The following is a 24,596-nucleotide window of genomic DNA, read 5'->3' on the forward strand; positions in this document are numbered from 1 at the left end:
GCTAACAAGCTGGGGTGGGCCAGGCAATATCGGCCTTGGAAAGATCGAGCGCCATGCCCGAAAGTATTGGTTGGGCGGAGGCGTATTGACCATCGGGGGCCGAGGCGATGAGCGCTACCGCCACCTCTCGGCCGCCGATGGTGGCAAGACCCATCTGCCGCACATCATAGCCGCCCGCGGTATCTGGGCCCCAGCCACCTTTAAGGGCGGCACCCTCTAGGTTGCGCAGGCCATAGCTTTGGGCGGGGTCGGGAGTAGACATCGCGGTGAGGATGGGCTCGGCACCGTTGACGCAGCGCAGCTTCGCCATGAACGCGGCTTGGTCGCCCACGCTCCACTGCGTTTGCCCGAAGGCGCTAAATTCCGGGCGGGTGACCTGGCTTTGTACCTGGGTGGTGGTATCGCCGGCCTCAGCTAATACCTGTTGCGCGGCCTGGGCGGCTTGTGCGCCGCCGCCGAGTGCGTCCCAGGCGGATTGCGCCGCTTCATTATTGGAATAGGTAATCGCAGATGTCACCACATCCGGGCCGATAAGCCCTGCGCGATGGGCGGCGATGAGCACCGGCACCTTGGAGGTGGACCAGGCGGTTTCGGGCGCGGTGCGCCCGGCGGCAACGGTGGTGTTGCCATCCGATACCGCGATGCCTACATTCCCGTAGTTGGCGGCGATGCGGTCGAGTTCGCGCTGCAGGTCGCCGGCCGACGCCAACTCACCGTCACCAGCTCCGGCTCCAGCATTGGCATCGGCTGGGGCATCTGGCTGGGCATCGGCCGGCGTAGCCTCGGCCTTCTCTGCGGCATCGCGAGGGCTATCCGCCCTATCCGCTGCGCTCTCCGTAGAGCGCGACGTTTCCTGCTTGGCGATGTCCGGCTCTGATTCCGTCTCCTGCTCGCCCTGCCCGCACGCGCTAAGGCACAGCGCCCCGGCCATAACTAGGCCGCCGAGCGCCATGCGCCTCGGGGCGGTACGCCTCGGTGCGGTGTGGGTTGGTGCGAGCATGATCAGAATCCTTAGGTGTCAGGCGCTATCGCTAGTGCGCGAAGTGGCGCGTTCCGGTGAGATACATCGTAACACCAGCGGCCTTAGCTGCCTCGATAACTTCTTCATCGCGGATGGAGCCGCCGGGCTGGACAACGGCTTTGACGCCGGCATCGAGAAGCACTTGCAAGCCGTCGGCGAAGGGGAAGAAGGCATCGGAGGCGGCGAAGGAGCCTTGGGTGCGGTTGGTGGCATCAGCAAGCGTATTGGCGCGCTCGACCGCAAGCTTGGCGGAATCCACGCGGTTAACTTGGCCCATGCCCACGCCGACGGTCGCGTTGTCCTTAGCCAGCAAAATGGCATTGGACTTGACCGCGCGCACCGTGCGCCAGGCGAATTCGAGCTGGGCCAAGTCCTCGTCGCTCAGGGCCTCGCCCGCTGCCAGGGTCCAGTTTTCGGGCTTATCACCCTCGGCCTGGTAAGTATCCGGCTCTTGGCGCAGCACACCGCCGGAGATGTACTTGCGCTCCTCGCCTTGTTCCTCTGGCTCGGCCAAAAGAACGCGCAGGTTCTTCTTGGACTGCAGAATCTCCAGCGCCTTATCTTCATAGGCGGGTGCGACGATAACCTCGGTGAAAATGCCCTTGACCTGCTCGGCCATCTCTACGCTGACCTCGCGGTTGACGGCAATAACCCCGCCGAATGCGGACATCGGGTCGCAGGCGTGCGCCGCGCGGTGGGCCGCAGCGATGGACTCGTCCGATACGGCGATGCCACAGGGGTTGGTGTGCTTGATAATCGCCACACAGGGGCGCTCGTGGTCCCAGGCCGCGCGCCACGCAGCGTCGGCGTCCTGGTAGTTGTTGTAGCTCATTTCCTTGCCGTTGAGCTGCTGGGCATTGGCCAGACCCTTGGTGCCAATCCGGGTGACGGTGGCGGCCTGGTGGGAATTCTCGCCGTAGCGCAGCGAGGTGGTCTCCTCGCCATCGCTGAGCTGGCCCACGAACCATGCGGAGACCGCCGCATCGTAGTTAGCGGTGTGAAGGAAGGCATCGCGGGCGAGCCCACGGCGCTGGTCAAGGCTAAATCCACCCTCCTCAACGGCCTGGGTCACCTCGCCATAGCGCGCCGGATCCACGACCACGGCAACGGACGGGTGATTCTTGGCGGCCGCGCGCACCATGGACGGTCCACCGATGTCGATCTGCTCCACGCATCCATCGAAGTCCGCGCCGGAGGCTACCGTTTCCTGGAAGGGATACAGGTTGACCACGACGAGCTGGAAGGGCTCTACCTCAAGCTCGTTGAGCTGCGCCAGGTGGTCTTCCTTGCGGGTATCGGCCAGGATCCCGGCGTGCACGCGCGGGTGGAGCGTCTTCACACGGCCTTCCAGGCACTCGGGGAAACCGGTGAGCTTTTCTACCGGGGTGACCTCGATTCCCAGGTCAGCAATCTTCTTGGCGGTGGAGCCGGTAGAGACGATCTCTACGCCCGCCTTATCGAGTGCGCGGGCCAGATCCTCCAGCCCCGTCTTGTCGTACACGCTAATGAGTGCGCGTTTTACCTGCTTGCGGTCTTCGCTCATGAGGAGGATTAAGCCTTTCGAAAAGTCTTAGTCTGCGAGTTGAATAAAAAGTTCCTCGCCGCGGGGCTGCGCCGCGCGCAGCACGTCGACGATGAGTTCGCGCTCTACCTTCTTAATGCGTTCGTGGAGACTTCCTTCATCATCGTCTGCCCGCACGGCCACCGGCCGCTGCGCAATGATGGAGCCGGTATCCACGCCCGCGTCCACGAAATGGACGGTAGAGCCTGTGACCTTCACGCCATACTCCAACGCATCGCGCACCCCGTGCGCGCCCTTAAACGCAGGCAATAACGCCGGGTGGGTATTGATGGTGCGGCCTTCGAAGCGGCGGAGGAACCCTTCCCCCAAAATCTTCATAAAGCCTGCGGAAACAACAATGTCTGGCTGCGCAGCATCTACTGCATCAGCCAGACATGTATTCCATTCGGCACGGTCCGCGCCCATTTCCACGATCTCGGTATCGATATCGCGTTCTCGGGCGCGTTCAATACCTCGACATGGTTTATCCGCCACCACTTTCACCACACGGTAGCGCTCATCCTGGGCATCCAAGATGGCTTGCAAAAGCGAGCCCGTCCCAGAGACAAGCACAACAACTCGTAGGCGATCAGTGGCAGCAGTAGCGCGTGGTGGCATCGGTGAAGTCACGCGCTATAGCCTAGTCCCTCCTACCGCTTTCAGTAGAATCTGCCGCTTCCGATTGTGCTGCTTCGCCGCCTTCTGCCGCGCCTGTGTCGCTCTCTTCGGATTCTTCCACGAGTTCGCCCTCCAAGATCTCGGGGTCTGCATCCTCGGCCGGGGCTGCCGCTTCACGCTCGCCGCTTGCCGATGCCCCCTCGTCCTCACCATCTCCCGCGGTACTCTCCGCGTCATCGCCGTCGTCGCTGTCTTCGACGACCTCCCCTTCGATGACCTCGTCGGCGTTGTCTGCGGTTGCCGTGGATTCTGCGGCAGCGTCTTCGTCGTCGGCTGCGTCGTCCGCGTCATTCGCTGCTGACTCGGAGCCCTCACCGTCGCCAGATTCCGAATTATCCTCGTCCTCGTCCGTTTCGATCTCGTTCGGATCGGCATCAGCATCGTCGCCGTCAGCCTCGTCGGTTTCGGCCTTGTCTGCATCAGACTGCTCTGCGTCAGCGGTGCCCTCGGAAGCGGTATCTTCTGCCGACTCTGCAGCATCTTCTGAATCCTCTTCGGAGGCCTCCGCCGCCGACGACTCCGCTTCAGCTGCGCGGGTATCCCGCCAGTTCATAAGCGCAAAGGCTGCCGCAACGGCCAAGCCCACGACGGCGATCCACAGCGCGGCGAGGCCAGCAGCGGTCCACAGGTGCGGGCCGGTGTGACCGTAGTAGCCAAGCGTGCCGCTAACCAGATAGCACGCGAAAAACATGATGACCGCGGTAGCCACCGTGGCCGCGAGCACCTTCTGGAAGGACGGGCGTTTTTTATACAGGGACATCGTCGCCGCGATGAGGGGAACCACCATGAAGACGACCGCCCAGCCGGGCGAGGATGCCGGGATGCCACCGGTAATAGGCAGCGGCGGCAGCGGAACAAGGTGGGTGCTAAAGAGGCTGACCTGTGCCTCCCCCGCCGAAAACTCCGAACCAACAAGCACTGCCCCGGTGCTGACGATGGCGTTGGGAATATACAGCAAGCTCAACAGGATGAGGGTGAAAACGCCCAGCCCAGAGATGGACGGATATTCATCCATCGTCTCCCCTTGGCGCGAGAAGTTCACGATGAAGACGAGCACGAAGACCACGGTCGCGCCAATGGCGAGGTAGGCGAGATAGCGCAAGGCGATAAGGGCGGCATCAACAAGCAGCGGCGGGGCACCATAGCGCTTGGCCAAGGCGCGCCACAGGCGGGTACCCATGCCGGCCGCCATCGCCGCTAGGTGCACCACGATGACCCGGGCAAGCGCAGCAGCGAGGTTCGGCGGGGATACATCGAAGACCTTGCCGGCATCCCACAGCATCACCCAGGCGATGCAGGTCAGTACCACTGGCACGCCAACCACACAGGCGACAAGAATAGCCAGGTCCTTCACGCTGACTTTGTGTTTTACCGCGGCACGCACGCGCACCGCCACCACCGTGGCGAGGATAAGCGCGGGCAAGGCTGGGAGGAACGACAGATCCACCCCGGCCGCAGATACCGGCGCGAGGTTAAAGACCATCCACGCTTCCGCCACGATGGTGGGCAGCCACGCGAGCGGTGAGCCGAAAAGCAAAAGCGTGCCGAATGCGAGCGCCACAATAATAAGGACAACAATAATATTCGGCAGCGCCGCCGACATGAATAATTGGCGGATGCGCCCGGCCTTCGTCAGCGGGGCCGGCGTGCGACGGGCCTTCGCCTTCGACCCGGCTTTGCGAGCGACGCGTTCTGCAGAATTATGTGGCTTCTGCGTCGCGGTGGCGTGCGGTGCACGAGGGGCGCGCTCTGTCTGCACTGTCCGGCCCCGCGCCTGGCTACGCGGGCGAGGCGTTGACCGAGATTGGGGGCTGGTGTTTTTGTTCATCGGCGTCCACTTTGCCACCTTTTGCGCGCGGTAGCGGGGTGGCGCGACGAGGCGCCTCCAAAATCACCGTGGACTTCTTCAGTAACTACTGTAGACATATATATGGAATAAAGTTTTCCCCCTTATTCCCCACTGGTCACAGTAATTTCACACTGGGACGCTTCCGCAACCGGCCCCTCAGGTGCACTATTACAGCCTCGGGGCTACCGCGAGGGTTTGGCTTTGAGAGATTTATATCGCACTATGCGTAAAATTCTCCAGAAGTTGCCTGCATGTAGGCTTATTCCAAACCGGCGCGAGAAAAAATTCACTTTTGGCTTGCTGTTATCTTTTTGAGACGCTACTGTTACATCTCGTTGGTAACAAGAAGGTCACAATCTCGTAACTAACCTAAAGACGCTGTAACGCTCTTTTTGAAGATTGTGAAAGACACGAAAGAAGATTTAATGCGAAGCAAAGTTCAGCGTGGCGCCGGTCGCCATCGCAAGATTGTCACCTCGCAGACCACCAAGGGTCGTATCGCTGTCATGACCGTTGCAGCCGGTGCCGTGTCCACCGCCGGCGTAGGCGGCGCAGCTGCCGCTAACGTTGAGTCCGACAACACTGCGGCTACCACCACCAAGACGCAGTCTGTTGACTACAAGCTTGCCGCTGATACTTCCGAGGTTAACAACGCCCCAGAAGGCTCCTCCGATGCTGCACCACAGATCCTCAACGTGGCTGAGGCAAAGCCGGTCACCAACTTGGTTGACCAGCTGAGCAAGTCCATCCAAGCTTCCGCTGACCGCGCCGCCGAGGACCTTGCCGCTCGCGCCCCTTCCATTGCTCGCCCCGCTGAAGGCGCCTTCACCTCTGGCTTCGGCCCGCGCTGGGGTTCGTTCCACTCGGGTGTTGACATCGCCAATGCCATTGGAACCCCCATCCTCTCCATCATGGACGGCACCGTTATCGATTCCGGCCCAGCCTCCGGCTACGGCCAGTGGATTCGTATCCTCCACGATGACGGCACCATGACCGTCTACGGCCACATGCAGACCCTCGACGTTGCCGTGGGCGAGCACGTGCACGCAGGCCAGAAGATCGCCGGCATGGGGTCCATGGGCTTCTCCACCGGTTCCCACCTCCACTTCGAGGTTCACCCGAACTCCGGTGACGCCGTTGACCCACAGGCATGGCTGGCCGAGCGAGGCATTCAGCTCTAAGAGCCTTCTTTCCTTCTTGTTAAAGCGCCGCAGATATCCTCTGCGGCGCTTTAACTATGCCTTCCGCCTCGGCACCTCCGCTAGCTCGCAATCACAATCATTCAACGCAGCGTTGCGGCTGCAGGGTCTGGGACCCGAATCCGCCAACACACCGCAAAGCGCCGAAAAGTATTCCTGCAATTTACCTATATGCCATGTGGCCGCAAGATGCGGCCCTTAAGCTGTCAGCTGTCTTTTTATCAAGCTCTCCAGCAAGGAATACCTTTATATGCGTACACGCACTCTCTCCCTCTTCACCGCCCTTAGCTGTGCCCTCGCACCCGCACCAGCTCTAGCTTCCGAAAGTGCTACCTACTACTCCACCAAGCAGCATTACCAACCACAGGGCTCAAGCTACGCCCAAGCCCCCAGTGGGTTTCACCAGATTTACACCTCAACGGTAGATCGCCACGGATCCCGCGGGCTATCAAGCTTTAAATACGATGACCTCGCGCAGCAGATGCTGGAGTATGCCCAACAACGCGATCAGCTCACCGAGCTCGGTACAAAGCTCATCCCGCAAGTAGAGGCCATGATAGCGGTAAACCGAGAGCTATCCGGTGGCCCTGGCCAAGAGGCCGGTTATGGAAATCTAACGGAAGTGGGACGAGAAGAGCTCAGGGGCATCGGCAAGCGCAATGCACAGCGCAATGCGGAACTACTGGGATCGATTGCTAACGATGACCTCAAGGTGAGCTTTACTTCCTCAGGAGAGGACCGTGCCAATGACTCTGGGTGGAATTTCGGGGAAGGTCTACTGGAACAATCCCCGGCACTGGCCGAGCAGTTGGGCGATGAAATGACAGATGGCCACGTTAACATCGCCGCACGCCCTGACTTGATGTACGCACACAAGGATAAAAAAAGCTGCATCCTATGAGCGCTATACAGAGTGGAAGGACTCTCAGGCCTTACAGGAAAAAGTACAGCAGGCCTACGCCAAGCCAGAGTCGCAGCAGGCTGCACGCAGCTTGCTGGCTAAGATTTTTGCGCCAGAGTTTATCGACGGTTTAGCAGATGGTTCCGTGCACTTTTCCGCCCGAGAAAAGGACGATAAATCCGTTGAGGGCATCGTCGATGCTGCCTTACAGTTCTACAACCTTTACATCATCGCTCCAGCTCTAGAGCATGAGGAAAAGGCCCCAGCGGAGGGCTGGATCTTTGATAAGTACATGGACGATACCAGCGGACCAACCTTCGCGTACCTGCTTGACGTAGAAGACTTCTATGAGAAAGGCCCGACTATCAAGGGGCAGACGGTTGCCTACGACAACTATGAACCACTGCTTGAAGAGATGATTAGAAACGTTCAGGACCGCGCTGCTGGCGGCGACGTAGCGGCTAATTATCGCTTCGGTCACGCCGAGACCATCATCCCGCTTGCCGCGCTACTGAAGCTGCCAGGGTCCGAGCAAGGTGTCCCGGAAGATGATTTATACAGCTGGGATAACTCCGCATGGCGTGGTGATTCTGTCTCACCGATGGGCGCGAATATCCAATGGGACGCATTCCAAAATGATCGCGGCGAGACCCTCGTGCGGATGCTCTACAACGAAAAGGAAATCCCATTCCACGATGGCTGTGAGCCTATTGCCGTTAACTCAACGTTTTATACCATCGAGGAACTGGCCGAGTGCCTGCCCTTAGGCTCCACCTCAGATCACTCTCAAGCCCACCTTATTGACGCTGAAGACGCTGCGGATCACCAAGCACCGGTTGATGATTCCCTCTCTTCCAAGCCGCAGTTCTGGGGGATCATCGGTGCCATTGCGGGTGCACTGGCCATCGGTATAGGAATCGGTGCGGCCAACGCTTTCGGGCCACAAATTCAACAGCTACTGCAGAAATTCAGCAGCCAGCTCCCCTTCTAGTGCCGTTCGAGAGGCCCCTGCCCGACAGGGGCTCAAAACGCTTTCAGCCGAGTCCAGTACAGGGCCTTGTCGCAGGTGAATGGCAGTTTTCTACCCCGACACCGACAAGCTCAGCCGGCCACCCCCACTAGCCACCCCCAGAGCTTAAACCAGTACTTCAAACCCGCAACTTTAGCCACTTTCGTAACACACGCAACAAGCTGGAATGTTCGAAACTTTTCGAACAATCATGGTTTCTACCAGCAGTTTTCCAGATTGCGCAACACCCATGGGCAGGCTAACTTTTAACTCGTTGCCACAAGCGAACGCCAAATGGGGTATTTCCATTCCCTCGGCGTGTCGCACAGGGCAGTTGAAAGACGCCAAACCTTCAAGGTTTGCTCGCCTCGAGACCATGCACAGCCATGAAAAGGACTTAAACTTATGAAGCGCATGAACCGCGCACGCAGGAATGTAGCGCTAAGCATCATCACGCTTGGCACCGTTTTTGCTACCGGCACCTCCGCTTTTGCTGCTGATCCAGTGGCCAGCGTGGACGTTTCGAATGGCTCCTCTGAGCCCCAAGCCACCAACGTTGATAACGCGGGCGTTATCGACGCCGCCGTCGGCCTCGCGAATACCGCCGTTGGTGTACTCAACGGCGATGCCACCCCGAAACTTAGCCAGAATGACTCCGGCGGGGTCAACATCGTCTTAGACCCCTCCTCCGTTCCTGGTCTGGGAGAAGCCTTCACTCCCGAGGGAGACCGCTCCGGGCTCACCCCTGAGCGTGGCAAGGACGCCGCTGGTAATACGGTGGTCTTCCCCACCTCCGGCACCTTAACCTCGGGCTTCGGTATGCGCTGGGGCGCGATGCACAACGGCATCGACGTCGCTAACCCAGTCGGCACCCCAATCCACTCCGTCATGGACGGCACAGTCATTAACTCCGGCCCGGCACAAGGCTTTGGCAACTGGATTCGCATCCAGCACGTCGATGGCAGCATCTCTGTCTACGGCCACATGCCCGCCAACTCGCTGCGCGTCAACGTGGGCGACCACGTTTCGGCCGGCGACCACATTGCGGATATCGGCAGTGAGGGCCACTCCACCGGCCCGCACCTGCACTTCGAAATTCACCCAGGCGGCGGCGCAGCCGTTGACCCAGTGGGCTGGTTCGACGAACGCGGGATTTCGGTCTAGAGCTTTTCCATCGGCACGCCGCCGATGAGCATGAGCCGCACCTTGCCGGAGGAACCAAAGTCCACGGTCACCGTGGCGCGGGCACCGGAACCGGCCGTTTCAATCACGGTTCCGAGCCCGTACTTCGCGTGGTTGACACGGTCTCCTACCGCAAGGTTGAGGTTCTTATTCTTCGGCATGGAATTAGCTGCAGGCTGGCGAGTGCGTTGCGAAGGGGAAGACGTAGCGCGCTGGCCAAACCCAGCACCCCCACCACCGGAATAGCCGCCGCTAGAACCGCGGCGATAGCTCCGGCCATACTGATAGTCATCGGCTCCCCAGGAACCGGTGAGGTCACTATCGGAATCCTCTCGCCGCCAGTCGATGAGATCCTCTGGGATCTCGGCGAGGAAGCGACTGGCGGGATTGGTTACCGGATTGCCCCACGCAGAGCGCAAGATGGCGCGCGTGAGGTACAACTTTTCGCGGGCGCGAGTGATACCCACATACGCCAGGCGGCGCTCTTCGCTCAATTCCTTCGGGTTACCCAGCGAGCGCATGTGCGGGAATTGGCCGTCCTCCCAACCGGCGACAAAGACGACGGGAAACTCCAAGCCCTTCGCCGTATGCAGGGTCATCATGGTTACTACCCCGGTCTCAGAATCCGGAATCTGATCCGCATCCGCGACTAGGGAGACCTTCTCCAAAAAGGCTTGCAACGAGCCCGGCGCGGCTTCGCCTTCTTCTAAAAGCTCATTGGGATCGACGGCATCCGCACCAGCGGCGGCCATCTGGTTGGCGGCCTCCGAGGTAAATTCGCGGGCCACGGAGACCAGCTCATTGAGGTTATCAAGACGCGCGCCGTCCTGCGGATCGTTGGAATTTTCTAACTCCGCCTTGTAGCCGGTGGCATCCAGGATGGCGGTGAGCAGTTCGCCCAAATCGGGCTGGCCGGTCACCTCATCGCGCATGCCTGGGATTTGTGCGCGGATGCTGTCCATCATGTCATTGAATTTGGTAACGGCATTTACGGCGCGGGTGCCAAGACCGGGGACGTCGCCCCGGGGGACATCGGCAAGCGCCTTGCCAAAGCTTATCCCCTGGTTTTCCGCGTGCAGGGCAATCTGGCCCTGGGCCTTATCGCCAATGGCGCGCTTGGGGACGTTGATGATGCGGCGCAGGCTCACCGTATCGTCCGGGTTATCCATAATGCGCAGGTAGGCCACCATATCGCGGATTTCGCGGCGTTCGTAAAAGCGCGTTCCGCCAACGACCTTATAGGGGATGCCGGATCGAATGAAGATATCCTCCAGCGCGCGGGAGGCATTATTCGTCCGGTACATCACGGCGATATCGGAGTAACTATGGCCCTTATCCGCCAGCGCATCAATCTCCGCGGCGATAAAGCGGGCTTCATCGTGCTCATTATCCGCCACATACCCCACGATGGATTCGCCATCGCCATGCGCGGTCCACAGGTTTTTCTCCCGACGGTTCTCGTTTTTCGCAATCACGGCATTGGCCGCGTTCAAGATGGTCTGCGTGGAGCGGTAGTTTTGCTCCAATAAGATGGTGTGCGCCTGCGGGTAGTCGCGCTCGAATTCCTCGATATTGCGGATGGTGGCGCCGCGGAAGGCATAAATGGACTGATCGGAATCGCCCACCACGCACAGCTCTGGGGCATCGGGACCTAGCTCGCCCTTGCCCACGAGCGCCGCTACCAGCGCGTACTGGGCGTGGTTGGTGTCCTGGTACTCATCAATAAGCACGTGCTTAAACCGTCGGCGATAAAACTCCACCACCTGCTTGTGCTCGGTGAAAATGCGCACTACTTCCCCAATAAGATCGTCGAAGTCCACCGCATTGGCCGCGCGCAGGCGGCGCTGGTACTCGGCGTAGACATCCGCCACGGTGGTTTCAAAGGGGTTCTTGGTCTGCTGCGCTTTGTCGGCCGCCTCGACCGGGCCCACGAGCTCGTTTTTGTGGTTAGAGATCTGGTTTGCCAGCACGCGCGGGGTGTATTTCTTCAGATCCAGCTGCATGTCCTTGGCAATCATGGATAAAAGCCGGCGGGCATCGTCGCCATCATAAATGGTGAAGTTGGTATTAAGGCCCGGCACGAGCTGCGCGTTCTGGCGCAGGATGCGCACGCAGATGGAGTGGAAGGTGGACACCCACATGCGCTCGGCTACCGAACCCACTAAGGAGCCCACGCGCTCCTTCATCTCCGCGGCGGCCTTATTGGTAAAGGTAATGGCGAGAATTTCCCACGGGTTTACCCCGCGGTGGCGCATGAGGTACGCGATGCGGCGGGTAAGCACCGCGGTCTTGCCGGAACCCGCGCCGGCAACGATCAGCAGGGGCCTGTCGGTATGGGTGACCGCCTCTAATTGCTGCGGGTTCAGGCCTTGGGTTAAAGGATCGGATTCCGCGGGCCTGGGCGTGCTGCCAAAAGGGTTCTGCTGTTCGGGCTGGCTAGGGGAAAAGCCGCCGCGGGAGGTAGTGCCGGATGCGGGTTCGCGCGGGGTGGAAGAAGGGCTAAATGGAGAGTTATTCGTCATAATGCCTACCAACCTACTAGCCCCACCGGACATGGCCGGTATTTGCGGCATACACTGCGCTTTCCAAAACCCTGACCAAGTAGCACGATGACACGGCGAAGTGGCACAATAAGGGACCATGACCGCTGAAGATAATGAATCCATCGTTAACAATGGCTTGGATATCCGCATGCCCACCGGCACGAATGATCCCCTATCTGATGCGGAAATCCAGCAGTATCGCGAGGAAATCAACCGCCTGGATCAGATCATCTTGGATGCGGTCAAGCGCCGCACCGAGGTCTCCCGCGCGGTGGGCCGCACCCGCATGAGCTCCGGCGGCACGCGCTTGGTACACACCCGCGAGATCGCCATCCTCAATGAATTCCGCGCGGAGCTTGGCGAGGAAGGCCCCACCATCGCCTCTGCTTTGCTGCGCATGGGCCGCGGACGCCTGGGGTAAGGCCACCCTTTCAACCCTCGGATTAATTACGGACTAACCCATACTATGCAGTACGCTTTCGGGGCATGAACGCAGTACTCATCGCCGTCATCGTCATGCTCGCGCTCGCCCTCTTGCGCGTGCACGTGGTGGTGGCGCTTTTCATCGGCGCGATCGTCGGCGGCCTGCTATCCGGCATGGGCCTGGATGCCACCATGCTCGCCTTCCAGAATGGGCTCGGCGGCGGCGCCAAGATTGCCCTGAGCTATGCCCTCTTGGGTGCCTTCGCGATGGGTGTTGCCTCCGCTGGACTGCCGCAGATCCTGGCCAACTTTCTCATCGCCAAGCTCGGCGGCACCGGCGAATTAGATCCCAAGGCCGCGGCCACCACCAAGTGGATGCTCGTTATTGGCCTTATCGCCATGGCCGTGATGAGCCAGAACCTCATCCCCGTCCACATCGCCTTCATCCCGCTACTCGTCCCGCCGCTATTGGCGGTGATGAATAAGCTCAAGCTGGATCGACGCCTTATCACCACGTGCCTGACCTTCGGCCTTATCACCACCTACATGTTCATTCCGGTGGGCTTCGGGTCCATTTATTTGAACGATATTTTGCTCTTTAATATCGAAGAGGCCGGCCTGGATACCTCCAATATCAATATTATGCAGGTCATGGCCATCCCCGCCCTGGGCATGCTCGCCGGCCTGCTCATCGCCATCTTTATCAGTTACCGCGCACCGCGCGAGTACGAGGATCGTCCCATTGCCGCCGAAGAGCACCAGGAAACGCCCTCGCGGTATAAAATCTGGGTCTCCATCCTGGCGATTATCGCCACCTTCGCCGTGCAAATCATCATGCAGGCGCTCGATTTCGAATCCGATGGCCTGCTCGTCGGTGCTTTGACCGGCCTGGGCATCTTGCTCATTTCCGGCGCGGTGGATTGGAAGCACGCCGATGACGTTTTTACCAACGGCATGAAAATGATGGCGCTTATCGGCTTTATCATGATCACCGCGCAGGGCTTTGCCTCCGTCATGACGGCGACGAAGGAAGTCGGTCCGCTTGTCGATGCCACCGCCAACCTCTTTGGCACCAATAAGTTCCTCTCCGCAGGCGCCATGCTCTTAGTCGGCCTGGTGGTCACCATGGGCATTGGCTCGTCCTTTTCCACCCTGCCCATTATCTCCGTAATCTACGTTCCCCTGTGCGCCTCGCTCGGCTTTAGCCCCGCCGCCACGGTGGCGCTCATTGGTACGGCAGGCGCGCTTGGCGATGCCGGCTCCCCCGCCTCCGATTCCACCCTCGGCCCCACCGCCGGCCTCGGCGCCGATGGCCAACACGATCACATCCGTGACTCCGTCATCCCGACCTTTATCCACTTCAATATCCCACTACTTATCGCCGGCTGGATAGGCGCCCTCATCCTTTAAATGCCACACTCTTCGCGGTGCCGTTGGCACTCATTCTCGACTACGGTGGGAGGGGTACACATTGCCAATGCGCTCGTCGCCAGAAAGGCCAATTGCCATGGATATCACCGCATCGTCCCAGTGGAAAGACCTGGTCAAGGTTTATGAAGAAAAGCAGGACATGCGCCTTCGCGAACTCTTCGCCGCAGACGCAAACCGCGCGGAGAACTACACCTTCGACGCCGCCGGCCTGCACGTGGATTTATCCAAAAACCTCATCGATGACGAAGTCCTCCAGCATCTGGTCGAGGTAGCCCGCACCGCCGATGTGGAAGGCCGCCGCGATGCCATGTTTGCAGGCGAGCATCTCAACAACACCGAAGATCGCGCCGTGCTGCACACCGCCCTGCGGTTGCCGGTAGAAGATGACTTGCACGTCGATGGCCAAGATGTCGCCGCCGATGTCCACGAGGTCTTGGGACGCATGCGCGATTTCGCTACCGCCTTGCGCTCCGGCTCTTGGTTGGGGCATACCGGCCACACCATTAAAAAGGTGGTCAATATCGGCATCGGCGGGTCCGACCTCGGCCCGGCCATGGCCGCACAGGCCCTTCGCTCCTATGAGGTAGCCGGCATTTCCGCGGAGTTCGTCTCCAACGTGGATCCTTCCGATATGGCCGCTACCTTGGACGGACTCGATGCCGGCTCCACCCTCTTTATCGTTTCCTCCAAGTCCTTTACTACGCAGGAAACCCTGACCAATGCGCACGCGGCCCGCCGCTGGCTCATCGATCAATTCGGTGGCGATGAATCCGCCGTAGCTAAGCACTTCGTGGCCGTATCTACCAATGCGGAGCAGGTGGAGAAATTCGGCATCGACACGGACAATATGTTCCCGTTCTGGAATTGGGTGGGCGGGCGCTACTCCCTCGATTCCGCCATTGGCCTGTCCCTGATGTGCACCATTGGCCCGATGGACTTCATGCGCTTGTTGGAAGGCTTCCACGCCATGGATGAGCACTTCCGCACCACCCCGCTGAAGCACAATGTGCCCATACTCATGGGCCTGCTGGGCATCTGGTACACCAATTTCTTTGGCGCCCAAACCCACGCTGTCCTGCCCTACTCGCAGGACCTCGGCCGCTTCCCAGCCTACCTGCAACAGCTGACCATGGAATCTAACGGCAAGTCCGTGCGCCGCGATGGCACCGCGGTCACCACTGGAAATACCGGCGAGATCTACTGGGGCGAGCCGGGTACCAACGGACAGCACGCCTTCTACCAGCTCATGCACCAGGGCACCCGCCTCATCCCGGCGGACTTCATCGGCTTTGCTCGCCCCAAGGAAGACTTCCCCACCGCGGACGGCACCGGCTCGATGCATGACCTGCTCATGGGCAATTTCTTCGCCCAAACCAAGGTGCTGGCCTTTGGCAAGACGGCCGAAGAAATCGCCGCCGAGGGCGTTGACAAAGGCCTCGTGCCGCACAAGGTGATGCCGGGAAACCGCCCCACCACCACGATTATGGCCGAGGAACTTACTCCCTCCACCCTGGGCGCGCTCATCGCGCTCTACGAGCACATCGTCTTTACCCAGGGCACCATCTGGGATATCAACTCCTTCGACCAATGGGGCGTGGAGCTGGGCAAGCAACAGGCCAACGACCTAGCCCCTGCCGTCTCCGGCAGCCAAGAGGTAGATTCCGGCGACCAGTCCACCGACAAGCTCATCGGCTGGTACCGCGCCAACCGTTAGCTTCGGCCCGCGCCGCGCCCGGGTCATATGCCCCAGGGCACGGGCACATAAAAGTGTCCACAACAACCGCGTTCTTGAAAAATCTGCCCTCACATTCAGACAAACGCGGTTGTTGTGGATACTTTCGTGCCTAAGCACCACAGATCACTAAAGCGCCCAGCCGCGAAACGACATGTCGCTTCGGGCTAGGCGCTCTCAGGCTTGGTGAATTTACAGCTTCACCATGGGCTGCCAGCCGGACGGGATGTTCTTCGAGCTAACAACCTTGCGGCCGAACGGGAAGCAGGTCACTGGAATCATCTTGAGGTTGGCCCAGGCAACGGGGATACCGATGATGGTAATCGCCTGGATGACGGCGGTAACGATGTGGCCGATGGATAGCCACAGGCCAGCGATGACGAACCAGATGACATTGGAGATGGAAGACATTCCACCGGTGCCCTTGCGGGGCTCAACCACGGAGCGGCCGAACGGCCACAGGGCGAACTGGCCCATGCGGAACGAGGCCACGCCCGCCGGAATCGTCACGATGAAGATGCAAGCGATGATGCCGAAGAGGAAGTAGCCCAGCGCAAGAACGATGCCACCGGAGAGTAACCAGATGATATTAAAAACAAGATTTAGTAGTGATCGCATGCCCGCCAGCTTAGCGCGAAAAGCGTAAAGGAACCTTAGAGCGGCTGGCAGTGCGGGCAAAACCAGATGATGCGCTCTAATTCGCCCTCATCCCCACCGCGGTCAACACCGCCCAGGGAATCCTTCTGGATGATGGTGCCGCAGCGCCGACAACGTTTGCGATTGCGCCCGAAGACATAGGTGGTCTCCCCGGCGCGGCGCACACCGGTGGTCACGCGGATGGGCGAGTTCCGGTTGGCCCACATGATGCGCTTGCCGATGTCCAGCACCTGTTCCACATCCACCTCTGCCACCGGGGTGGCTGGGTGCACGCCGGCGAGAAAGCAGATTTCGGCGCGGTATTCATTGCCAATGCCTGCCACGACCTTCTGGTCCAAAAGCGCCGTGCCGATGCTGCGCTCGGGTCGCGCGCGCAAGCGGCGCATCGCCTCCTCGCGATCCCAGTCGGGATCCAAGATATCCGGGCCAAGGTGGTTGATGCGGCTAAAGTACTGATCCGCGTCGAAGATATCGACAAAACCCAGCCAGTGGCCCACGAGTTCAATATCGCGCGGTGAATGAGCCAATTGCAGCACGATGCGCGCGCTATGGCCGGGCTTGCGCCAACGGTCGCCGGTGTAGTGGATGGCCCAGGTGCCCTCCATCTTTAGGTGGGTGTGCACGATGGTCTGGTCGAATTGCATGAAGAGGTGCTTGCCATAGGGCCACACGCGCTCGCAGATGGTGCCGGTGAGGTTAACGGTGGCGTGCTGCGGCACGCGGACGGAACAGCCGGTGACCTCGCGCCCGGTCATAAACTGCAGCCGGCGCGAAAGTTGTAGGACGGAATCGCCTTCGGGAATGAGAATGGCCTCCTTCCGCGGGCATCAGACACTGTGGCCCCACCAAAATACACCTACGCGCAGGCAGCGCTAGCGGCGGTATCCGCCGCGCGGGCGGAAGCCACCGGAATTGCGGGGTGGCGGAGGCGGATCGTCGAAGCTGAGCTCCTCGATGGCTTCGGAGGCACGCCGGCCACCGCGCAGGCTGCCGCGCGAATCATCGCGCGAATCCTCCGGTGAGCCGTCCCGCGCCCCGTGACGCGGGACCCCCGGCGGCGCGGCCCGCCTGGCAATGCGCACGCCCTTCGGCGTGATTCCGGCCCCCAGCGAGCGCAGGATGCTAGCGGCCGGGGTGTGGTGGATGGGGTTGCCATTGCACTTTTCAATCACCAGCGGCGACATGTGCCCGGCGGCGATGAGTTCTGTGAGCGCGGATAGGAGGCGGGCGTAGACGTCGGTGGTCTCGATTCCATCGGGCAACGCATCGATAAACGTGGTCAAGGTCTTGCCGCCGCGGGTGAGGTGGGCTATGGGGAGGCCATCGCACAGCACGACCAGTGCCCCGGCGGAGCGGGCGGGGCCGCCGGTAGCTTTGCCATCGGCTTCGTCGCGCTGCGGCCAAGGCAGCGCCGCACCGTAGGGGTTGGCGGGATCCACGGCGGCGAGCACGAAGGTCTCTGGATCGGTGGTGCCGGACGGCCAGCCGGTGACATCGGGGGAATCCGCTAGGCCGCGGAGGCGATCGATAATAGCCGGGGTGGAAAATTGCGCGGCGCCGAGGTCCTCGATGACATAGCCGCGCATGGCCTTGCCGGATTCCTCGAAGCCGGACAGGACCTTATAGGCCAGCGCGAAGCCGCCGAGGACGTCTTCTGCCACCACGGAGCCGCGGGTGACCACGCCGTAGCGATCCAGCCAGGCCTCGCCGTGCGCCACAGAGCGCGAGGTGGCGTCCTGGGCGGCGGGCACCGCCAACGACCAGCGGCCGAGCATATCGGGTGGGGTCTGGCCGGCGCCGCCAGTGGCGTTCTGGGGCTGGGCGAACGAGGTGCGGCCCATGCGCAGTCGCGAGCGCGTGGGGCGCCGCTTGGAGCGGTGGGCGGTAGAGCCGCGACCGGTGCGGGAGGTACTACGCCCGCCTGCCGATAAGCGCGTGCGGATGGGGGCGAAGGAATCCGGGCTGGCCAGACCTATTTCCACCAGCCCCCAAAGGGCCTCGCGGGTTTCTTCGGCGGTACCGGGGACCTCGGCGGCGATATCGGAAAAGAGGAAGCCGCCGCCGCGTTCCAGCACGCTTATAATGGCCCGCTGCAACATGCTCACGCCCTCCGGATCGGTTTCGGGGGCGAGCTGGGCGGCGTAATCGGCAGGCAGCAGCATCACCCACGGGTCGGCGGCCCCGGCCTTTCCGGCGCCGACGATCATCACCTCGCCATTGGCGGTCAACTCATCCAGCATGCGGGGCGAATAATCCCCCACGCGGGCGGGCAAAATAATGGATTCCCAGGCAGAGGCCGGCAGGCGCACCCCGGCGAGCTGCTCGATAGCGGAAAATACGCCATCGGCACCGCGGAGTGCCGGCCGCTTCCCTGCGGGCGCAATACCGTGCCATTCTGGGAGGAAGCGGGCGAAGGCGGCGCCAGAGACCGGCTCGGTATCCGCGCGCGCGGCTGCGAGCGAGCGCGAGCGAATGGTCTTTAGCACCTCGGCGGCGCAATACTCCTGCTCCTCTATGCCCTGCCGGTAGTGGCCCTCCACAATCGAATCTAGGCCGGCCAGGGTGGTGTGTGCTGCGGAGACGGAAATGCCGAAGGCAGCGGTTAGGTCCGCGAGCACGAACGGGCCGCGGGTGCGCGCCCAGCGGTTGATGAGCTGTGGGAGGGCATCGGCAAGCGTGGCTACCTGGGCGGGGATGCCGGGAGGAATGGGGACACCGAGGGCATCGCGAAGCAGCGCCGCGTCCTGGGACTGGGCGAGGTGCTCGCGCCCGCCGATGCGCACCCGCATTATCCGCGTGCCCAGGCTATCCAGGGCGGCTAGGGGAACGTCCGTATGCTCGCCCAGCTCCTCAACCGGGATGGGGCCGAGCACGCGCAGGAGATCCGCGACCTCTTCGGTGGTGCGCGCCCGGCGCGAGGGTGCGGTGCGCTGCAGCTGGGTATGGACCTCGTCGATGATCGCGGGATCCAAGAGCTCGCGCAGCTCCACCGTGCCCAGCAGCTTGGCCAGAAGCGCCGGGTCAAGGGCGAGGGCCGCCGCCCGCTTTTCCGCCAGCGGGGAATCGCCCTCGTACATGAAGGCGCCGGTGTAATTAAACAGCAGCGATGAGGCAAAGGGCGAGGGCTGATCCGTAGTGACCTCTGCGATGCGCACGCGGCGGTGCCCCAGATCGCGCATGACCTCCTGCAGCGCCGGGACGTCGTAGACGTCCTGGACGCACTCGCGCACCGTTTCCAAAATAATGGGAAAGGACGGGTACTTGCGGGCGACGTCCAAAAGCTGCTCGGCGCGCTGGCGCTGCTGCCACAGCGGGGCGCGCTTGCCGGGATTGCGGCGGGGTAAAAGCAGCGCGCGGGCCGCGCATTCGCGGAAGCGGGAGGCAAAAAGGGCGGAATTGCCCACCTGCTCGGCCACGACATCGGCAATATCGTCGGCGTCGAAGGAAAAAATCGTGCCATCGGGATCGGCCTCGCCCTCAGGCAGGCGCAGCACGATGCCATCATCGCCGGCCACCGCCTGCGGGTCCATGCCGGTGCGCTCCCCCACGCGCGCGCCCACCGCCAGGGCCCAGGCGGAGTTGACCGGCCGGCCGAAGGGGGTGTGCAGCACCACGCGCCAGTCCCCCAACTCATCCTTGAAGCGCTCGAGCACGAGCGTTTTTTCATCCGGAATGATGCCGGTGGCTTCCTGCTGTTCGCGCAGGTAGGACAAGATATTGCTGCGGGCATTCTCATCAGCATCCGCGATAATGGCCGGGTCCGTATTTACCTCGCGGCGGTACTCGCCCAAGGCCAGCCCCAGCTCATAGGGGCGCCCGGCGCCATCGCCATTCCAAAATGGCAGCCGGCCGGTATGCCCCGGCGCGGGCGTGACCAGAACCTGATCGCGAGTGATCTCCTCGATGCGCCAGCTGGTCGCGCCCAGGGTAAAGACATCGCCCACGCGGGATTCATAGACCATCTCTTCATCGAGCTCGCCCACCCGGCGCGGGGCCTTACCGGATTCGCCGCCGCTATAGAGGAATACGCCGAACATTCCTCTATCCGGGATGGTGCCGCCGCTGGTCACGGCCACGCGCTGCGCCCCCGGGCGCGGGGTCATCACGCCGGAGACGCGGTCATAGACCACGCGGGGTTTCAGCTCCGCAAAATCCGTGGACGGGTAGACGCCACTGACCAGATCGATGACGGAGTCATAAACCTCGCGGGCCAGCTCGCGGTAGGGATGGCTGCGCTTGACGATGTCATACCAATCATCCGCGCTTAAGCCCTCCTCGCCCGCGGCGGCCACCGCCGCCACGGTCTGCTGCGCGAGCACGTCCAGCGGGTTGCGCGGGGTATGCATCTTCTCGATCATCCCGCCGCGCATGCGCGAAACGGTTAGCGTGGACTGCACTAGGTCCGCGCGGTGCTTGGGATAAAACGCGCCGTGCGAGACCGCGCCCACATGGTGCCCGGCGCGGCCCACCCGCTGTAGGCCCGAGGCCACCGAGGGCGGCGATTCCACCTGCACTACCAAATCCACCGCGCCCATGTCGATGCCCAGCTCCAGCGAGCTCGTGGCCACCACGGCTTTCAGCGTGCCTTCCTTCAACATCGTTTCCGTCATGGCGCGCTCGTCCTTGGACACCGAACCGTGGTGGGCCCGCGCGATGACCGCCGGCGCCTTGCCCGCAACGTGCGAATGCGCCATCAGCTGGGCAGGATCGCGCCGAGTTTCCGGCGAGAGCGAATCCGGGTCATATTCCTGCGCGTATTGCTCATTAAGCCGGCTGGTCAGGCGCTCGGCGCTGCGCCGCGAATTTACAAAGACCAGCGTGGAGCGATGCGCCATGATGTCCGCGTAGAGATCCTGGGTAATAAACGGCCAGATGGAGTTCGCGGTGGGCAGCGCGGTGTCTTCTTCCCCGCCGTCGCCGCTGCCTTCCGGCCCGCCGGTAATGCCGATGGCATCATCGACGGTGAGCTCTCCGATGGTCGAGCCCGCCTCCGGCGTGGGAAGATCCGACATATCCTCTACCGGGACGCGCACGTCCAGGTCCCACTTCTTGTGGGCCTCCGGCGCCACAATTTCCACCGGGCGATTGCCGCCTAAGAAATCCGAGACGGCCGAAAGCGGGCGCACCGTGGCAGAAAGCCCAATGCGCTGAACATCGCCCGCAATCTCTTGCAGTCGCTCCAGCGTCAGGGCGAGGTGCGCGCCACGCTTGGTGCCGGCCAGCGCGTGGATTTCATCGATGATGACGGTATCGACGGTTTTCAAAATCCCCGCCGCCTTTGACGTCAGCATCAAATATGCCGATTCCGGGGTGGTAATGAGGATATCCGGCGGCTTGCGCACCTGCCGGGAGCGCTCTGCCGAGGGCGTATCGCCCGAACGCACGCCCACGGAAATATTCGGCGCCTCCAGCCCCAGCTTTTCCGCGGTGCGCGCAATGCCGGTCAGCGGCGCCCGCAGGTTATTTTCCACATCCACGCCCAGCGCTTTCAGCGGCGAGACATACAGCACCCGCACGCCGGTGGCGGAGCCTGCGGCGTTTCCTACCGGCAGGACCAGTTGTCCTTCGCGCTCCACCAGGTTATTCAACGCCCACAAAAACGCCGCGAGTGTCTTACCAGAACCCGTGGGAGCAACCATCAGTGCGTGATCCCCGCGGGAAATCTTGTCCCAGGCTTGGGCTTGTACCGCGGTGGGAGCGGCAAAAACGTCCTGGAACCACTGCGCCACTTGGGGGCGAAAGCGCTCGAGGATGTTTTCTGGCATGACCACACTCTAGTCCCCGTTGTAATGTGGGCACCATGACCGTCGAGATTTCTGATTCCCGCCTGACCAATTCGCTCGCCCAAGGCTGCGGCGAGATTTTAAAGGGCGTGCGCAATGGTGGCCTGCTGCGGGGCCTTTCGCTTGGCGATGCCGGCGATGACGCCGCCCAAGAATGGATCGCCCGCGTATTAGAACAGCACCGGCCCGGCGATGGCGTGCTCTCTGAGGAAGCCTCCGATGATCTTGCCCGGCTAAAAAAGAAGCGCGTTTGGATCGTGGACCCGCTTGACGGCACCAAGGAATTTGCCACCGGCCGCCAGGACTGGGCGGTACACATCGCGCTCATTGAGGACGGCACCCCAGTCCACGCCGCGGTGGGCTTGCCGGACTACGGCGTGACCTTCAAGTCTTCCGATGTGCGCGCCGTCGACGGCCCTCTGTCCAAGAAATTCGTCATCTCCCGCAATCGCCCGCCCAAGGTGGCCGGCTATATCGCAGACAAGATGGGCTACGAGACCGAGGGCATAGGCTCTGCCGGTGCTAAGGCCATGCACGTGTTGCTTGGTGATTATGACGGTTATATTCACGCCGGCGGCCAATACGAATGGGACCAGGCCGCTCCGGTAGGCGTTGCGATGGCAGCTGGCCTGCACTGCTCCCGCCTCGATGGCAGCCCTATTACCTTCAATAACGAGGACACATTCATCCCCGATCTGCTCATCTGCCGCCCCGAGCTGAAAGACGAGATTCTAGAGCACGCCGCGGCCTTTGCCGAGGAGAATGGCGGCTTCTAAACTGGTGCCTATGATTGAGACTCCTTATGAGGATCTCCTCCGCCGCGTCCTCGAAGAAGGCACGGCCAAAGGCGATCGCACTGGCACCGGCACGCGCTCCATTTTCGGCGCACAGCTGCGCTATAACCTGGCGGAATCCTTCCCGCTGCTGACCACGAAGAAGGTCTACTTCCGCGGAATCATCGGCGAGCTGCTGTGGTTCCTGCGCGGTGATTCCAATGTGAAATTCCTGCAGGATAATAACGTGCGCATTTGGAACGAGTGGGCCGATGAGAATGGCGATTTGGGCCCGGTCTACGGTGTGCAGTGGCGCTCCTGGCCCACCCCGGATGGGAGCCACATCGACCAAATCCAGCAGGCGCTCGATACCCTCCAGAATAACCCGGACTCGCGCCGCAACCTGGTCTCCGCGTGGAATGTATCTGAGCTCGACCAGATGGCGCTTATGCCTTGCCACCTGCTCTTCCAGCTCTACGTGGCCAATGACACGCTGTCGCTACAGGTCTACCAGCGCTCGGCGGATATGTTCTTGGGCGTGCCCTTCAATATCGCCTCTTATGCGGCGCTGACCCACATGTTTGCCCAGCAGGCCGGCCTCAAGGTGGGCGATCTCATCTGGACCGGCGGCGATTGCCACATCTACAACAACCACGTGGAGCAAGTCCAAGAGCAGCTTTCCCGCGAGCCGCGCGAGTACCCGCAGCTGAGACTCAATAAGGCGAAGGACCTCTTCTCCTATGACTTCGCCGATTTTGAGGTGCAAGGCTACGACCCGCACCCGGCCATCAAGGCGCAGGTGTCGGTCTAATGCTCGGCGCGATCTGGGCGCAGTCCCTGGACGGCATCATCGGCGATGGCGCGCAGATGCCCTGGCACGTGCCGGAGGACCTCAAGCACTTCAAGGACGTCACCATGGGCGCGCCGGTCATCATGGGCCGCAAGACCTGGGAGTCCCTCAACCCCAAGTTCCGCCCCCTGCCCGGCCGGGAGAATTACGTGCTCTCCTCGCGCGCGCCCGGCACGTGGTCAACTGGTGCTACGGTGGGCAGAACGATGCCCGCGCTTGCTGATGCCTGGGTCATCGGCGGCGGCCAAATCTACACCGCCGCCTTGGACCAGGTGGACCGCATCGAGGTCACTCTCATGGGCGTAAACATCGGCGATATCTATGGCACTGACGCTGTCTTTGCCCCTGATATCCCCGATACGTTCGGCTTGGCCTACAGCACGGATTGGCTCACCTCTGACACGGGGCATTTAGAGCTTCCCGAGCAGCCGGCCAGCGAGCTACCCATGAAGTACCGCTTTTTAACTTACGATAGAAAGGACGCAGCCTAATGACTGTACAAGCACCCGAAACCAATGCCGATGTCACCATCTTCTACGCCGACTGGTGCCCATTTTGCGCCAAGCTCATCAAGAACTTGGACCGCACCGAAACCCCATACGAGCTCGTGGACGTAGAAGGCGATAATGCCGACGATATCAACGAGTGGATCAAGTCCGTCAACGACGGCAACCGCATCATCCCCACCGTCTTGTACTCCGACGGCACCCACGAGACCAACCCGCCCGCATCCTCCGTGCGCAATAAGCAGGAAGAGCTGGCAGGCGCCTAAACCTCATAGCTAAGGCTGCTGGCCGGACCTATACAAATAGCCGCGCATGCAGCCTTTTGGGGCGCACTCGCGCCCCACTGCTATGATGATCCGAGTTGCATGAGCAACATCCCCGCCCCAGTAGCTCAGGGGATAGAGCACGGCTCTCCTAAAGCCGGTGTCGGAAGTTCGAATCTTCTCTGGGGCACTAATTTGTACCCCCTCTGACCTGCATCAGAGGGGTAAATTTTTC

19 protein-coding genes and 1 tRNA gene are annotated in these 24,596 nt (G+C 61.5%); 12 read left to right on the forward strand and 8 right to left on the reverse strand.

Annotation, left to right across the window (positions count from 1 at the left end):
- Window position 1: 1 nt before the first annotated feature.
- The 4 genes from QP908_RS05405 to QP908_RS05420 are packed head-to-tail and all read right to left on the reverse strand — an operon-like array spanning window position 2 to window position 5,019.
- On the reverse strand, window positions 2-1,000 hold the full coding sequence (locus tag QP908_RS05405; RefSeq protein WP_239269196.1) for a hypothetical protein: 999 nt from the start codon (window positions 998-1,000) through the stop codon (window positions 2-4).
- A 31-nt stretch (window positions 1,001-1,031) separates the two neighbouring features.
- Window positions 1,032-2,564 (reverse strand): bifunctional phosphoribosylaminoimidazolecarboxamide formyltransferase/IMP cyclohydrolase, encoded by a 1,533-nt coding sequence (gene purH / locus QP908_RS05410; protein WP_284771808.1) that lies wholly within the window; start codon window positions 2,562-2,564, stop codon window positions 1,032-1,034.
- A gap of 27 nt (window positions 2,565-2,591) precedes the next feature.
- Window positions 2,592-3,200: a phosphoribosylglycinamide formyltransferase gene (gene purN / locus QP908_RS05415; RefSeq protein WP_239269241.1), complete on the reverse strand. Its 609-nt coding sequence runs from the start codon at window positions 3,198-3,200 to the stop codon at window positions 2,592-2,594.
- Between the two features lie 22 nt (window positions 3,201-3,222).
- Window positions 3,223-5,019, reverse strand: coding sequence for a cell division protein PerM (locus QP908_RS05420; RefSeq protein WP_284771809.1), 1,797 nt, complete (start codon window positions 5,017-5,019; stop codon window positions 3,223-3,225).
- A 515-nt stretch (window positions 5,020-5,534) separates the two neighbouring features.
- On the opposite strand from QP908_RS05420, the gene QP908_RS05425 reads away from it, so the two are divergent.
- The 4 genes from QP908_RS05425 to QP908_RS05440 all read left to right on the forward strand — a co-directional run bounded on the left by QP908_RS05425 (window position 5,535) and on the right by QP908_RS05440 (window position 9,382).
- Window positions 5,535-6,290: a M23 family metallopeptidase gene (locus QP908_RS05425; RefSeq protein WP_239269199.1), complete on the forward strand. Its 756-nt coding sequence runs from the start codon at window positions 5,535-5,537 to the stop codon at window positions 6,288-6,290.
- 268 nt (window positions 6,291-6,558) lie between these two features.
- A complete protein-coding gene (locus QP908_RS05430; RefSeq protein ID WP_284771810.1) occupies window positions 6,559-7,209 on the forward strand; it encodes a histidine-type phosphatase in 651 nt (216 codons plus the stop codon).
- Between the two features lie 91 nt (window positions 7,210-7,300).
- Window positions 7,301-8,200, forward strand: coding sequence for a histidine-type phosphatase (locus QP908_RS05435; protein WP_284771811.1), 900 nt, complete (start codon window positions 7,301-7,303; stop codon window positions 8,198-8,200).
- A gap of 423 nt (window positions 8,201-8,623) precedes the next feature.
- Entirely contained in the window at window positions 8,624-9,382 is a 759-nt protein-coding gene (locus tag QP908_RS05440) for a M23 family metallopeptidase (protein WP_284771812.1), read from the forward strand.
- Here the strand turns inward: QP908_RS05440 and pcrA are convergent.
- Complete coding sequence (gene pcrA / locus QP908_RS05445; protein ID WP_284771813.1) at window positions 9,379-11,922, reverse strand: DNA helicase PcrA; 2,544 nt, start codon at window positions 11,920-11,922, stop codon at window positions 9,379-9,381. The two genes, QP908_RS05440 and pcrA, sit on opposite strands and share 4 nt — an antisense overlap.
- 118 nt (window positions 11,923-12,040) lie before the next feature.
- Here pcrA and QP908_RS05450 point away from each other — a divergent pair, with 118 nt between their 5' ends.
- The 3 genes from QP908_RS05450 (at window position 12,041) to pgi (ending at window position 15,511) form a co-directional block, all read left to right on the forward strand.
- Window positions 12,041-12,364 (forward strand): chorismate mutase, encoded by a 324-nt coding sequence (locus QP908_RS05450; protein WP_284771814.1) that lies wholly within the window; start codon window positions 12,041-12,043, stop codon window positions 12,362-12,364.
- 65 nt (window positions 12,365-12,429) lie between these two features.
- The gene (locus tag QP908_RS05455) at window positions 12,430-13,776 is read left to right on the forward strand and encodes a Na+/H+ antiporter family protein (protein WP_284771815.1); all 1,347 of its coding nucleotides are present in this window, start codon (window positions 12,430-12,432) and stop codon (window positions 13,774-13,776) included.
- A 97-nt stretch (window positions 13,777-13,873) separates the two neighbouring features.
- The gene (pgi, locus tag QP908_RS05460) at window positions 13,874-15,511 is read left to right on the forward strand and encodes a glucose-6-phosphate isomerase (protein WP_284771816.1); all 1,638 of its coding nucleotides are present in this window, start codon (window positions 13,874-13,876) and stop codon (window positions 15,509-15,511) included.
- A 210-nt stretch (window positions 15,512-15,721) separates the two neighbouring features.
- On the opposite strand, the gene QP908_RS05465 is transcribed toward pgi, so the two are convergent.
- From QP908_RS05465 to QP908_RS05475, 3 genes are all read right to left on the reverse strand, one after another.
- Window positions 15,722-16,147: a YccF domain-containing protein gene (locus QP908_RS05465; RefSeq protein ID WP_284771817.1), complete on the reverse strand. Its 426-nt coding sequence runs from the start codon at window positions 16,145-16,147 to the stop codon at window positions 15,722-15,724.
- A 35-nt stretch (window positions 16,148-16,182) separates the two neighbouring features.
- The gene (locus tag QP908_RS05470; RefSeq protein WP_284771847.1) at window positions 16,183-16,989 is read right to left on the reverse strand and encodes a DNA-formamidopyrimidine glycosylase family protein; all 807 of its coding nucleotides are present in this window, start codon (window positions 16,987-16,989) and stop codon (window positions 16,183-16,185) included.
- A 69-nt stretch (window positions 16,990-17,058) separates the two neighbouring features.
- Entirely contained in the window at window positions 17,059-21,951 is a 4,893-nt protein-coding gene (locus QP908_RS05475) for an ATP-dependent helicase (RefSeq protein ID WP_284771818.1), read from the reverse strand.
- 35 nt (window positions 21,952-21,986) lie between these two features.
- Here QP908_RS05475 and QP908_RS05480 point away from each other — a divergent pair, with 35 nt between their 5' ends.
- The 5 genes from QP908_RS05480 to QP908_RS05500 all read left to right on the forward strand — a co-directional run bounded on the left by QP908_RS05480 (window position 21,987) and on the right by QP908_RS05500 (window position 24,551).
- Complete coding sequence (locus QP908_RS05480) at window positions 21,987-22,745, forward strand: 3'(2'),5'-bisphosphate nucleotidase CysQ (RefSeq protein WP_284771819.1); 759 nt, start codon at window positions 21,987-21,989, stop codon at window positions 22,743-22,745.
- Window position 22,746: 1 nt separating this feature from the next.
- Window positions 22,747-23,553, forward strand: a complete 807-nt coding sequence (locus QP908_RS05485; protein WP_284771848.1) for a thymidylate synthase — start codon at window positions 22,747-22,749, stop codon at window positions 23,551-23,553.
- The gene (locus tag QP908_RS05490; RefSeq protein ID WP_284771820.1) at window positions 23,553-24,083 is read left to right on the forward strand and encodes a dihydrofolate reductase; all 531 of its coding nucleotides are present in this window, start codon (window positions 23,553-23,555) and stop codon (window positions 24,081-24,083) included. Before QP908_RS05485 ends, QP908_RS05490 begins: the two co-directional genes overlap by 1 nt.
- Complete coding sequence (locus tag QP908_RS05495) at window positions 24,083-24,364, forward strand: glutaredoxin domain-containing protein (RefSeq protein WP_005279878.1); 282 nt, start codon at window positions 24,083-24,085, stop codon at window positions 24,362-24,364. The genes QP908_RS05490 and QP908_RS05495 overlap by 1 nt, the downstream gene beginning before the upstream one ends.
- Window positions 24,365-24,478: 114 nt before the next feature.
- Window positions 24,479-24,551: transfer RNA gene (locus tag QP908_RS05500), tRNA-Arg, on the forward strand.
- Window positions 24,552-24,596 lie beyond the last annotated feature (45 nt).

The organism is Corynebacterium sp. MSK204 (assembly GCF_030229885.1).
Classification (GTDB): domain Bacteria; phylum Actinomycetota; class Actinomycetes; order Mycobacteriales; family Mycobacteriaceae; genus Corynebacterium.